Genomic DNA, 12628 nt, shown 5'->3' on the forward strand with positions numbered 1-12628 from the left:
TGCAACGTCTGGAAAGCGTGCTGGCGCATTACCCGGCAGAGCCGACGGGTACTCCAGGTGGCGTGATTGAAAAAGCGGCTGAGCGCCGAGGGGGATTTGACGGTGGCCCGTTCCGGCAGAGGTCTACCGGAACCATCAAGCAACAGGTCAAGGAAGACCTCGAAGGATTCCCGGTGTTGCTTGCGAGAAAAGCAAGGCAGAATGTCAGAATAAAGCCGTCTGGAGCGCGATTCTTTTGGGTACACACCTCACTATGGGGCCGAAAGTGCGTTCCAGACATCCTTTTGCAAAACTGCAAGATGTCAGTTAAGAAAAAGTCGCTGTCCAGTTGAGGGTCGTGGATACATCGTCCCAGACGCTTTTTCTTGGCCTCTGGGGAGCTGGTCCCAGGCATGGCCTGGGACCATTGCTGCTGATTGGTGGTGCGCTGCTCGATCAGCGCACAGAACACATCCTGGACGCGTTGCAAGGTGTCGCGCCGCAAAAAGGGGAAGCGCTCTTTCACAATGGTTCGGACAGTTTTCAGCAGGTACGCTGCCAGCAGAACGGTATTTTTCAACCGTTGCCCGAATTAAACTCAATCCGACACCGACACCTGGATTGATATTATTTATTTGCCCTGCCAGACAGCCCTGTTGATCAATCGGAGACACATCACCTGAATACAGAACATTCTGTGTCCAGCAGAGCCTTGAACGTCTCGCGACACCTCACTTTTTCTCCTCTCCATCCAGCACGCGACGCCACCCAAAACTGTCCGAACCATTGCTTTCAGAAGATCGGCGAAATTGATAGTGTCGACGAAGGCGGTTTCTTCTTGTCTCATAACTCCAAGAAGCCGCCTTTTGCCGTCCCAGACTGCAACCAGATACTCAAACGGCAAAAACGCTGTTCAGGACGCTGCCAACATCAAGTTGTCCGGTACTGCAAGTGCAAAGATCTCCAGAAGGAGTTTAAGGCGCGCAGCCCGAGTTCTCCAAGAGACCTGGACCAGCCAGCGGCTACCGTACCGTGAACATCCTGTCGCCGTACTGAGGCTTGATACCCACCCCGTCGTCCCGCACCAGCACTGCCCAGCTCAGTTCCTGAACCAGCCAGAACTTTCGCTGTGTCACACTGGAAGGCACTATGGACCCACTGCGTTGTCTGGCCGCTGCACTGACCACCATGCTGCTGAGCGCCAGTTTGGCTTCAGCCAACCCCTTCATCGTCCCGGACAAAACCACTGCTGATGTCTACGGCTGGTCACCGGACGGACGCTACGTCGCCTTCGTCGAGACCACCGTACTCGACTCCAGCAGCGGAGCAGTGCACAGCGAACTCAACATCGTCGACAGCGCTACCAACACGCTGCTGAACAACTACAGCCTGGAAAGCGAACCCGCAAATGGCCTGGTCAACGAGCAAGAGCTGTACCAGCGCACGGTACGCGGGGTACTGGAAAAAGGCGGAGGACGGCTGGCAGAACTCAGGATTGCCTATAACCGTCCCGGCACCGTGCTGTGGCAATCCAAGCTGCAAAAAGCGCAGACGATGAGCAAGCTGGCCACAGCAGCCGACACACAGCAGACATTCAAGGTGCTGGTGCATGACCGGACATGGACCTTCCGTCTGAGCACTTTCGATTACGCGGTCAATTCAGTGTGCCCCACCAACGGAGCGGCCTATCCAGCGCGCGGCCTAGTGCTCAGTGTCAGCGCGGTGATGCCGCTGAACACGGTGATGATCACCACCCTACAAAAAGACGGCGCAGCACTGCCCGCCACACGTCAGTGTGCCGAGATCTACCGTCCCACTGAGGTGCGCGTGCAGGGCAATTACATGTCGGTGCTGCTGGCCGTAACCCATCCCAGTGGATCAAACGGCTACAACACTGTCAACTACATGCTGGTCACAGGCATCCGGCCCACCCGCTAACCCTCCGTCTTCCTCTGTCCAATGCGAAGGGCTGTATTGCTTTAACTGGTCTCACGGCAGACTGAGGGCAGGATCAGACTCACGGTGCTGCCTTCCGTCGTACTCAATTGGGAAGCGTCAGATAGCCTGGCGGCACGGGCGGCGGCGCATTCAGATAAGGGAGAATGCGCTTTGCGTCCTCGTCCACCTGCTGACCGAGGCTGACCTGAGTGACGCTCCCCACCACCGTTGTGGAGACCCGCAGGGCCTGCGGCGGCGTCACATCGAAAGGCTGAACGGGAAGGGCTTAACCTGGCGAAGGGCAATACTCAGGAGTTGCACCTGCATAAGGATGGCGAAGCGCTCCCAGCCGGGAGAATCTGGGAATGTCAAAATCACAGATTCCGGGGGAGCGCGTCCGCATTCTGGCAGACCACTTCCTGGCCGTGCCCACCACGTCGTACCAGCAGCGCAGCCTGGGGGCTGCGCTCTTCATATTCCTGGACACGGCGACCAAGACGGCACTCTACCGCGCTGAATTGGTCAGCAAGAGTGCGCTCAGTCGCCTCCTGAACGAATATTCCTGGGATACCGAGGCGTGCTGGCCACTCCTGGAGCAAGCCCAATGGGGCTGCTTGCGGTTGGCCACCAAGGGGAAACATCGCCCTCTCCTCCGGCTCAGTGTTGACCTGACCAGTGTGGAGAAGAAAGGCAGCACGCTGCCTTTTGTACGCGTCTATAACGAGGTCCACGGCATTCATCTGATGGTCCTCTTTGCCCACTACCAGGACGTGAAGTTCCCGGTGGCCTACCGGGTGTACAAGGGGAAAAGCACGCCCACGCCCACAACATTGGCGCGCGAGGCGAGATGCTCCGCACTGTTCCTCACTCCATCCGGTCCCGGTTTCGCATCCGGGTTTTGGCCGACAGTGGTTTTGAAGCGGCAGTGTTTCTGGACGAGGTGCGGCAACTTGGCTTTGAATTCGTGGTGGGTGTCCGGACCACTCGACGTACCCTGCATCCAGGGGAAGTGACCGTTTCAGATTGCCCACACGGTGGTTACGTTGAACTGAAGAATTGGCCGTATGAGACGCTGACGCTGAGCCGTTTTGATCGGGGAGACCGAACCTTTCATGCGGTGTCGTCCGAGTTGATGGAAGGAGACGAGGTGATCGCCGAGGGCAAAGAGCGGTGGAACGAGGAATTTTTTTTCAAGGAGGGAAAACACCAGTTCGGCCTGGCGCAGTTCGCGTTACGAACTGCCGTGGGGCTGGATCGTTGGATTCTGCTGGTCTTCTTGGCCTGGACGCTAGCGATCCTCCATCGACAGGATGGACTGACCCTGGAGGAATGTGCGTTCCTGGCGCTCATCACGGTGCTGCCTCATCTGCATCTCAAACGACTGTTGCATCTGTTCTCAAAAAACGCTGAATTCCTGCACCAGCACGACTATTCACTCCGCTATGCAAGGTGCAACTCCTAAGTATTTCCGCGTGTCCTACCAGCGTTAAAAATTGCCGTATAGGAGGATCAGCCTGCCCTGAAATCCTGTGATATGGCCGATTACAACAGGAATATTCCCTTAGCGTAGGTTTCGGTTCTGATTCTCAGGTCAGGCCAAGGACAGCGGACGCCGCCGAGGCTCGTTTATGAACACGGCCCCGAAGAAGCTGGAGGCCTTGAAGGAGCGCCACGCCCGCACCACGGTCAAGGTGCGCTATGACGCCGAGACGCACGAGGTGCGCATCACCCTGCCGGACACGCTGGACGGTGCGCTGTTTGGGGAGGGCGACTACACGCTGGAAGTGCTGCGCGGGAAGACCAGCCGGGTCAAGTTGCGCGAGCATGACGCCGAGGCCGTGGAAGGCAAGCGGCAGGCAGGGCCAGAACCTGAGTTGGCCGAGAACACTTCTTGACGTCGGGAAGCAGGGTCAGCCCTCGTTCAAGAAGGTGAGCAGAGCCGCCAGCCGCTCTGCCATGACCCTTCTGGTCAAGTGATGGCGGCCCCAGAAATCAGCGTCCCGCCGATCCGATGCCTCCGGCTACCGCACGATGCCCCATAGTTCAGCCGCCTTCATGAGCTTAAAATGAAGACATGACACACCAAGGGAGCCTCCTGCCAGCCCCTACCACCTGTGACTGGGCCCTGACCCCGGACGACTACCGGTTGATGGCCGATCTCCTGCTGGAACATCTCGAAGCCAACAATCTGCGCGACGAGCGGCTCGAAGGCCTGGTCAACCGCCTGTATGTCCTGGCCGTCCGGGCCAGTCACCTTGACGCGCAACCGTCGCTTGAAGACCGGTCTGCCCAACCGGCACATCACCCCGCCACGGACTGAACCGCTGCACAGTTGAGACGACGTTGAAGGCCCATTCACCCGGCGTTGTCCCAGTGGGGCGGACGTTCTCTACGCTGGGGTATGGACGACGATCAGTGGATTGACAGCGGCCTGTGTACCGTCTCTGCGGCTCGCGTCGAGCAGGTGCGCGTCTGGCTCGAACAGGTCATGCGCCGCCGCCCTAAGCTGGACGCCTGGGAGATGGAAGGTCAGGTGTTGCGCGACGCCCGGATGGACCGGCACAGAAACCATCCCCTCCAGGGAAGGGCATGACCCGGGTGCTGCTGGTCGAGGACCACATGACGGACGTGTTGCTGTTGCGCGAACTGCTGTCGTTGATGGCCGTGGCGTGGACGCTTGAAGATGTGCCGACGTTCGCAGAGGCCGTGGGGCGCTGGCCCGGCGGCGCGTTTGACCTGCTGGTGGTAGATCTGAATCTGCCGGATGGGCAGGGCCTAGAGCTGCTGGCCCGCGCGCTGGAACTGGCGTCAGGTGTTCCCGTCGTGGTGCTGAGCGGCCATCAGCATCCCGGGCTGGCCGCACAGGCGGTCCAGTTGGGGGCCAGAGGCTATGTGATCAAGGACCTGGAGGCCGCTGAACAACTGCACGACATCGTCGCGCAGTTGACTTGAACCGTCCGAGGTGCAGGGCGCGCTGCCCAAGGCCCTGGATGGGGCGCTGTTTGGGGAGGAAGACCGCGCCGCTGAGGAGACACTGGTCTAGGGGAGTGACTAGGACTAGGAACCAAAACCTGCGCTAAGGAATTCAGCGCTGCTCGCGCCGCCAGATTCGGAGTTCCGCGTCGGCTGAAGCATCGCTGATCTCTGCATACCGCAAGGTGGTCTGGATGTGGCGGTGGACCAGCCGCTTGCGGCTGATCCACAGACTTACGCCCCCATTGACCAGTTCCGTCGCATGGCTGTGGCGCAACTGATGCAGGGTGCAAAGCACGCCTGCGCTCGCGGCGTAGCTCTGCCAGCGCTCCTGCACACTCTGATACCGCAGCGGCCCACCGCGCCCGTTCTTCTGAGCCTGAAACAGCGGCCCATGTGTGTAGTCCAGAGACCGCAGGTACTTCCGCAGCCCATTGACCAGGCGGGGGTCATCAAGCAGCACTGTCCGGCGCTGCGCTCCCTTGCCCAGCACGGTCAAGTGTTCATCCCACCTGGAAAGATCAAGATCGTCCAGGTGGATGTTCAGTGCCTCGCTGATCCGCAAACCTGTCTCGAAGACCAGCCGGAACAATAGGGTGTCCCGTGTCTGCCGCGCGGGAATGAAGGCAAAGACGCGCTCAATGTCGTCCCGACGCAGACCGCGCGGATGTGGTGGCGGAATTTTGGGGCGTTCAAGATGGCGGGTGGGATCAAATTCTGGCCCGCCATGCTGCCGACTCCAGCGACAGAAGCGCTCGATGGCGGTCTGTTTGCGGTTCTGGGTAGACGCAGCCCACGAGTGGGCTGCAAAGTATGCTTCCAGAGCCACTCCATCCATCTCTCTGCCGCTGTCCTGCAACCAGCGCTGGAGGTGGGTCAGGTCCGCCCGGTAGGCCCGGACGGTGACCGGGCTGCGGTTCAGTCCCGTAAGGAACTGCTCAGCGGCGATTTGAAGGTCACTAGCTTCCATACCTGTGATAAGAGTAAATCCAGAGCCGCATTCCAGGATCAATTTCTGTCGTCAAATCCGCTGGCCGTCCTCCAGATTCCTGTGATAAGGAAAATTAAAGCAGGAATATAAGAAAGGAATATGGGGGCTTGATCCCTGTGGAACGGACGTCTTGAGCCAGACGGCACCCGTTTGATTTAAGCGGTGGATTCCTCCCCATTTGGGCGGCTGACCTCGTAACACGCCAAAATATTGCCCGATCCCTGCCAGGTGCGGGCGCTGAGCAGTTTCAGGGTCACGCCTGGCCTGCCCACGAACAGCGGCGTGCCCTCACCAGCAATTAGCGGAAAGATGACGAGGTGCAGTTCGTCGATCAGGTCATGGGTCAGCAGATGGTTCCAAAGTGTCCGGCCAGCGAATATGAAGATGTCCCCGCCCTCCTCAGCCTTGAGGGCCACCACCGCTTCCACAGCGTCCGCCACGCCGATGATGCGGGTGTCGTTCCAGGGAGAGAGCTCCTCACGGGTGAGGTGATCGGACACCACCAGCTTTTTCATCCGCGCTTGCAGTCCGGCCATCTCCCGGCGGACGGGACTGGCCTCTGGATCATGCGGTATCCCCGTCCAGTACTGCATATTGTCCAGAAAATTGCGGCGTCCGTTGTACAGCAGAGTCTCCGCCGCCCGCATTCGCTCAGCCATGTATTCGTCGAAGTGCTGATCCCCCGTATAGTCCGGATGCAAATGGTCAAAGATGGCGTCCAGCTTGCGGTCTTTGCCCTCGTAGTAGCCGTCCAGCGTGACGAGATTCCCAACGATGAGTTTGCGCATCATGACTCCTTTTGGTATGTTACGAGCGTAATACACAAGGGAAGTTCGGTCAAGTTTCATGCACTCAGGCTCAGCAGGCCACGGGACCGAATCCACATCACAGGGTGGATGTCCAAGAGGTCATGCATCTGGAACGTGAACACCTCAGGACAGAACAGGGCTCAGGTGCGACAGGTTGCTCTCGTGGCCAAGCGTGGCCGCGTCCTTCATTTTCCACCTCAGTTCTGTCCGCCTCAATAGATTGATTCAACTACCAAGCGGAGAACAATGACGCAAGACGTCACCTGGACGAATACCATCACCGCCATCACGCTCTTCGCCGAAAACCTTGAAGAAGCGAAAGCGTTCTACAGCCGGGTTTTTGAACTTCCGGTCTTGTTTGAGGGCGACACCTCCGTCGTCTTCAAATTCGGTTCCACCATGATCAACCTGCTACAGATCGGTCAGGCCGACGAGTTGGTGACCCCCGCGCATGTGGCCACCAGCCAGGGTGGCGCGCGTGCGGTCTATACGCTGACCGTCGATGACGTTGACGCCAAGTGTGCGGAGCTGAAGACCAAAGGCGTCACCCTGCTGAATGGACCGATGGATCGTCCCTGGGGGATCCGAACCGCCAGTTTCAAAGACCCGGCTGGCAACATCTGGGAGATTGCCAGATAAAGATGGATCTCCTCAAACTGATTCAACTCTGGATGCCGCTCCAGAGGATCGCTTGAGAAAGTGTTGGGTACTGAGCATTGACACAACGGCACGCATACGGTATTTAGTTGCTACGCCCAATGTGTAATTCCTTCCCATATTACGCTCCAGAACCATGCCACTGGCAGCGCCGCTAGAAGAAGGCGCTCAGGCTGCCAGCGCCCAACACCTGACCAGGAGAGAACCTATGAAACTGCTGCTCACGTCCGGCGGCGTTACCAACGCCAGCATTCACGACGCCCTGGTTGGCCTGCTCGGTCAACCCATCGCCGAGTCAAACGCCTTATGTATTCCCACAGCGCAGTGGGGCCATCCGATGTGCGGCCCAGCCTCTGTGCGGCGGTTCATCACGGACCAGACTCCGGCCACCATGAGCGGGCTGGACTGGAAATCGGTGGGCGTCCTGGAACTCACCGCGCTGCCCAGCATGGGTCAGGACCGCTGGGTGCCGTGGGTCCAGGAGGCCGACGTGCTGCTGGCGATGATTGACGCGAGGAGCGTCAATCATCACGACCTCAGTGCCCACCTGCCTGGAGTCAGCACACCGCAGGCCAAGAAGCGATGCGCAGACCGCACGTTCCGGGATGACCGGCTGGATATAGGCTTTTTCATGGCCCTGCTCGTCGCTCATCTGCCGCCGGTGAAAGTGTTGCTGAGCTTGAATCGCACGAACTGGGAGCACGGCGAAACTCCGATCAACTTTCTGGTGCTGGGCGCTGTGGCTCACGGCTTCACCCTTCCTCTGATCTGGGTTCCCCTCGATCAAGCGGGGAACAGCCACACCTACGACTGGATGTGGCTGGTCTTGAAGCTCCTACATGTTCTGCCAGCGAAACGCTGGCAGGGCCTGGTTGCAGACCGCGAATTCATCGGGGCAGAGTGGTTTCGCTTTCTGAGACGCCAGGGAATCAAACGAGCCATCCGTATCAGGTACAACAACCTGCTGGATGACTTGAGCGGAAAGGAATGGTTTGACCACGTCCAACACGGCCATTTCCATGAGATAGACGAGAAGGTCTTCGTGTTCGGGGAGTTGATGCGGGTGGTGGCCACGAGACCTCCGAGTGGAGACCTCGTCATCATCGCGACAGATTTTAGTGTTCGGAAGACGTGGAAGCTCTACCGATTGCGCTGGTCGGTGGAATGCACCTTCAGCAGTTTCAAAACACGGGGCTTCGATCTGGAGCGGACAGGGATCACTGATGCTGGGCGTCTACGACGGCTCTTCGGACTCGTGACATTGGCCTGGATGTTCTGTCTGCAATTGGGGGTCTGGCTCAGCCAGACCCAACCCATCCCCATCCTGAAGCATGGTCGAAAGGCGGTAAGTCTGGTGCGGCACGGTGCTCAGCATCTCGTGGATGCCCTCCGTTGGAAACCCGAACGATTCGTGGCTTTCCTGGATCTGTTAACCCGTTCTTTTTGCCCGCCAGGAGAGGCTGGAAGTGAAGTTGTCACCTACTGAGGTTGTTCAGTATCCTGCCAGCCCCTCCGAGCCGAGCAGGGGCAGGTCCGCCCCATCGCCACCCTCGATCGGCGTGAGGCCGCCGTCTCCCCCAATGCGGTAGGCGGCCACCAGACCCAATCCGCTGAACTGCTGATAAAAGAACGCGCCATCCGCGCTCACGACGCTGTCCACCGGGCCACTCGACGGATTGCCCGCCACGTCCACTGTCCCCTGTGGGGCGTGGTAAGCCGAGTTACCGCTCTTCAGGGTCAGGCTGCCGTCCGCGCTCACCGCGTAGACGCTGACGTTCCCCGAACTGGTGTTGCTGGCGTACAGGTACTGGCCGTCCGGGGTGAGGGCCAGCCAGCAGGTCGCGTTCTGCCCGTTCCCCACCGCCGTGCTGATCGGCGTGAGCGTTCCGCTGCCTGCCACGCTGTATGAGGACACCGCGCCCGCGTTCTTGACGCCGCTCGCGCCCACCTCGCTCACCAGCAGTTTACCGTTGCCCAGGAAGGCCGCGCCAAAGGGGCCAGCTCCCGCGCTGGCGTTCACGACCGGCGTGCCCAGGCTGCCATCTGCGTTGAGCGGAAAGAGGGTCACCTTGCCGTTCATCAGTTCACTGAATTCCAACAGCTTGCCGTCCGGGCTGAACAGCACCTGCGTGCCGATGATCGTGCCGCTCGGCGCGTAGCTGGCCCCGGCGACGGGGCTGAGCGAGCCGTCTTGCGCGACGCGAAAACCTGTGAGCTGCGTGCCCGCCGCATTAGGCTTGGCGTGGCCCACGTAGAGCATGGTGCCGCTCACAGCGAGGCTATTCGGCAGCGCGCCGCCCGCGTCGTAGCTGCCAATCAAGTTCAGCGCGCCGCCAGCACTGACCTGAAACGACGACACGGTGCCGCTGCCCGCGTTGGCGGCGAACAGGCGGGTGTGATCGGGCGTCAGAAAGAGGCTGTCGCTGCTGAACAGGGGGTCAACGCTCTGCGTGCCGTTGGCGACGCTTGTCCCGCCGACGCCGTTGCCGCCTGTCATCGTGGTCTCGAGCACGCTCAGCTTGCCGCTCGCGGAGCGCCCGTAATGCACGACGGCGTTCCCCGTCGCGGCATTGGTCATGGCGTAGAGATGGCCCGCATAGGTTGGGGGCGAGGTGGACAGCGTTCCGCAGGCGGCGAGACTTGCCGTCAGCAGCACGAGGCCCGAAGTTTTAATCGCTCTGATCATGTGATCCTCCTTAAAGGGTTCAATCTGCACGTTTCCTGCCGAATTGGCTGGGGGTACCGACTCGCCTGTCACGTTTAGAGCAGGCGCATCACGATGGGGCAATTGACGATCACGCCGCTGGAACCAAACTTCTTGCCACCGGGCGCAGTAATAAAGCCCTTCTGCACGATTCCGAGGTACTGGAACTCATCGATGATCCGCGAGCGATAGCCCTTGCTGATGGCGTCGGCGGTCCACTCGCCCACGTTCACGTCCCACAGCGGGCTGTAATCGGTGGCGACGGTGGGAATGCCGCCCAGAATGTTCAGCGGCCCGTCAGGAGCCTTGTCGCCCAGCGCGCTGTTGAGGCCCTGCCGCTGGGGATTGTTCAGGCCCATCGGGCCGTTGACGATGGTAAAGAGCCGCTCCACCGCACTAAAGGCCCCATCATCACGGCCCACCAGCACGTCATCCAGGGCCGGAGCCAGGGTCACGTTTTCCACGGCGGCCACCACCGGATCGTTGGACTCCATGCTCAGGTACATGTTGGGCTTGCCGAAGCTGAAGCCTGGCGTCATTTGCAGCGTCACGGTTCGGTCAGTGGGGCAGATCTTCAGCACCTTGTCATGCACCAGATCATGGTTGGGGGCGCTATCGCAGTTGTTGATCCTATCCTCGCTGACGTCGAACGCCACGATGGGCGCGTTGTAGATGTGGCCGCCCGCATTGGTGATCGAGATCAGCGGGCTGTAATCCCGGTCCCCGACGCCGCCCGCCTGAAATTTGCTGGGCGGAAAGAAATTGGGCGCAGTGCCGGGCGTAACCGCATGTTCTGGTGCAAAATCCACCGTGCCTCGCAGGAAGGTCAGCGAGCCGTCTTTTTCCAGGCGGGCGGGGCGGGCCGAGCGCCCAGTGTTGCCGTAGTTCAGCTTGGCCGAATAGTTGAGGCCCAGTGCATTGGCGTTGCCCTGATCGGTGGTGTCGGTCAGGATGTACCACACCACGCGTCCGTCCACCATCTGGCCCTTGTAGAGCGGCAGTTTCACGCTCCTGCCATCGGCGCTGATGTTGCCCGCCCGCAACAGCAGCAGCGGTCCAACGAGTTCTTTCTGAAAAGTGGATGGCGCTGGCCCCTGATACTCCTGGCTGATGTTGGAGCCGACAGACGACGGCGGCGGCGTGATGGTATCGGCCTGGGCCAGTGCAGAGCCAGTCGAGAGGGCCAGGGCGGCGATTAGAAATGGGGTTTTCATGGTCTGGGTTCTCCTGAGATTTGGAGGAATGACATCAAAGACGGCGCTGTGTCTGACTTAAACTGAGTCAAGCCGCAGAAAACCAAGGAGATTCATCCTAAATTCTGACCTCCTATGTTGATTCCTAAGTAGCTAACGGGAGGAGAAGCAGGCATATCCAAATGTCCGTATCGGCAAAAAATCTCCTCTGAGTGCGGCATATGAATCTGATCGATGCCCTAATTTGCACCCGCTAGCTACTTATCAAACAGAATGCAAGGATACTGACCGCTCGACAAGAAGCCCGCAACCGCTAGTGCTAACGAATGAATCTGACGACAAAAATATGACGACGTCTGGATGACGTTTACAAGTGATCCATTTTTCACCTCTTTGTTAGGTGTACGTTGCTTGACGGGATGCAGGTTCAAATGAGGGTCTCTTCAGGAACTCAGTACCCGACACTTTTCGCGCCCGTCGTCTACAGCATTTGACAGAGAAGAAGCTTTATTTTGAGCAGGATTGGAGTTGCTTCGCGTCGTCACAGAGGATGTCTAGGCTCCACTTAGCCCAGCATCTATTCTGGTAAATGCTCTAAGCATCCACTTCTACTTCGTAGCCGAGTAGATCGCCGATTAGCTGGCGGCCTGACAGATTTTATGAGAGTGAACGAAAAACGAGCTGCCAGCCAACTTCAAGAGTGGTTTGAGGAGGGGCATGGGGGCGTTTCCGCTGACCCAGTGGCTCAGGGTCAGGCCCCCCCTGGAGCGTCAGGCGCGCGAACACCACCTGACCACGGCTCAGCGCGTAATGAACCGCCCGGAGACCGATCTTGAGGTAGCTCAGCGCCCGCTGCCAGTGGGGATCGACGACACGCCCGGTCCCCACGCTGCACCACCTCAATGCCTTCGGACACGAGCAGCACGGTCGCTACGGCCAGCACGGTCACCAAGCGTTCGAGACTGGGTGCATCTCGCACTTTGGAACCTTCCAACCCGAACAAACCACTTTTCTAGTCCAGAAAGCCTTCCTCAATCTGAAATCGCTCGCTATATTCGGCAAAGGTCTCCACGCTCGTTGGTTCATCGCTCACGACCTGCCATTGCTCTGGCCCGTCCGTCGGACGGGCCAGAGCAACATGGACGGGACCAAAACGCTGCCCGGTGAGGGTGATGTTGTGCAAACAGCGGGATTCCCGTGGTGCGAGTTGCACCTCATTCACCCGGCACAGCCGCTGGCCATCTGGAGCAGCAAGAATCAGGTTGGACTTGATCCGAATGCGGTAATGCCATCCACAGACTCCGAGCCAGGCCATCAGTTGCGTGTCGCAGAACCCTCGGTCCGCCAGGAGGCGGACCTGATGGATGCCCACGAAATCCAGCAG

14 protein-coding genes and 2 pseudogenes are annotated in these 12628 nt (G+C 59.4%); 10 read left to right on the forward strand and 6 right to left on the reverse strand.

The features are described from left to right. The 3 genes and pseudogenes from BOO71_RS28435 to BOO71_RS17500 form a co-directional block, all read left to right on the forward strand. Positions 1 to 332: pseudogene (locus tag BOO71_RS28435) on the forward strand (hypothetical protein); the annotation flags it as partial. A 74-nt stretch (positions 333 to 406) separates the two neighbouring features. Continuing rightward, entirely contained in the window at positions 407 to 604 is a 198-nt protein-coding gene (locus BOO71_RS27120; protein ID WP_139323004.1) for a hypothetical protein, read from the forward strand. Positions 605 to 1128: 524 nt separating this feature from the next. After that, a complete protein-coding gene (locus tag BOO71_RS17500) occupies positions 1129 to 1917 on the forward strand; it encodes a DUF2259 domain-containing protein (protein ID WP_075834516.1) in 789 nt (262 codons plus the stop codon). A 103-nt stretch (positions 1918 to 2020) separates the two neighbouring features. Here the strand turns inward: BOO71_RS17500 and BOO71_RS27955 are convergent, their stop codons facing one another. Next, positions 2021 to 2179, reverse strand: a complete 159-nt coding sequence (locus tag BOO71_RS27955) for a hypothetical protein (RefSeq protein ID WP_175607469.1) — start codon at positions 2177 to 2179, stop codon at positions 2021 to 2023. Positions 2180 to 2282: 103 nt separating this feature from the next. Between BOO71_RS27955 and BOO71_RS17505 the strand changes: the two are divergent. From BOO71_RS17505 to BOO71_RS17525, 5 genes and pseudogenes are all read left to right on the forward strand, one after another. Further along, positions 2283 to 3379, forward strand: a pseudogene (locus tag BOO71_RS17505) (transposase). Between the two features lie 166 nt (positions 3380 to 3545). Continuing rightward, positions 3546 to 3812 (forward strand): hypothetical protein, encoded by a 267-nt coding sequence (locus BOO71_RS17510; protein ID WP_075834518.1) that lies wholly within the window; start codon positions 3546 to 3548, stop codon positions 3810 to 3812. A 179-nt stretch (positions 3813 to 3991) separates the two neighbouring features. Next, positions 3992 to 4237: a hypothetical protein gene (locus tag BOO71_RS27125; protein ID WP_139323005.1), complete on the forward strand. Its 246-nt coding sequence runs from the start codon at positions 3992 to 3994 to the stop codon at positions 4235 to 4237. A gap of 81 nt (positions 4238 to 4318) precedes the next feature. Beyond that, a complete protein-coding gene (locus tag BOO71_RS17520; RefSeq protein WP_075834523.1) occupies positions 4319 to 4510 on the forward strand; it encodes a hypothetical protein in 192 nt (63 codons plus the stop codon). Continuing rightward, positions 4507 to 4869, forward strand: coding sequence for a response regulator (locus BOO71_RS17525; protein WP_075834525.1), 363 nt, complete (start codon positions 4507 to 4509; stop codon positions 4867 to 4869). The genes BOO71_RS17520 and BOO71_RS17525 overlap by 4 nt, the downstream gene beginning before the upstream one ends. A 133-nt stretch (positions 4870 to 5002) precedes the next feature. Here the strand turns inward: BOO71_RS17525 and BOO71_RS17530 are convergent, their stop codons facing one another. Both BOO71_RS17530 and BOO71_RS17535 read right to left on the reverse strand, forming a co-directional pair. After that, positions 5003 to 5860, reverse strand: a complete 858-nt coding sequence (locus BOO71_RS17530) for a tyrosine-type recombinase/integrase (RefSeq protein WP_075834527.1) — start codon at positions 5858 to 5860, stop codon at positions 5003 to 5005. A gap of 176 nt (positions 5861 to 6036) precedes the next feature. After that, entirely contained in the window at positions 6037 to 6672 is a 636-nt protein-coding gene (locus BOO71_RS17535; protein WP_254843203.1) for a dihydrofolate reductase family protein, read from the reverse strand. A gap of 264 nt (positions 6673 to 6936) precedes the next feature. Between BOO71_RS17535 and BOO71_RS17540 the strand changes: the two genes are divergently transcribed. Then, positions 6937 to 7329 carry a VOC family protein gene (locus tag BOO71_RS17540; protein ID WP_075834531.1) on the forward strand — a complete coding sequence of 131 codons (393 nt, stop codon included), beginning with the start codon at positions 6937 to 6939 and terminating at the stop codon, positions 7327 to 7329. 520 nt (positions 7330 to 7849) lie between these two features. Beyond that, positions 7850 to 8833: a transposase gene (locus tag BOO71_RS17545; protein ID WP_075834537.1), complete on the forward strand. Its 984-nt coding sequence runs from the start codon at positions 7850 to 7852 to the stop codon at positions 8831 to 8833. Positions 8834 to 8839: 6 nt separating this feature from the next. On the opposite strand, the gene BOO71_RS17550 is transcribed toward BOO71_RS17545, so the two are convergent. From BOO71_RS17550 to BOO71_RS27960, 3 genes are all read right to left on the reverse strand, one after another. After that, positions 8840 to 10033 carry a lactonase family protein gene (locus BOO71_RS17550; protein ID WP_139323006.1) on the reverse strand — a complete coding sequence of 398 codons (1194 nt, stop codon included), beginning with the start codon at positions 10031 to 10033 and terminating at the stop codon, positions 8840 to 8842. A gap of 74 nt (positions 10034 to 10107) precedes the next feature. After that, positions 10108 to 11265 (reverse strand): hypothetical protein, encoded by a 1158-nt coding sequence (locus BOO71_RS17555; protein ID WP_075834535.1) that lies wholly within the window; start codon positions 11263 to 11265, stop codon positions 10108 to 10110. Between the two features lie 991 nt (positions 11266 to 12256). Next, the coding region (locus tag BOO71_RS27960) for a transposase (RefSeq protein WP_368482884.1) at positions 12257 to 12628 on the reverse strand (372 nt) is incomplete at its 5' end.

Origin of the sequence: Deinococcus marmoris, from assembly GCF_001949125.1 — a bacterium.
Classification (GTDB): Bacteria; Deinococcota; Deinococci; order Deinococcales; family Deinococcaceae; genus Deinococcus; species Deinococcus marmoris_A.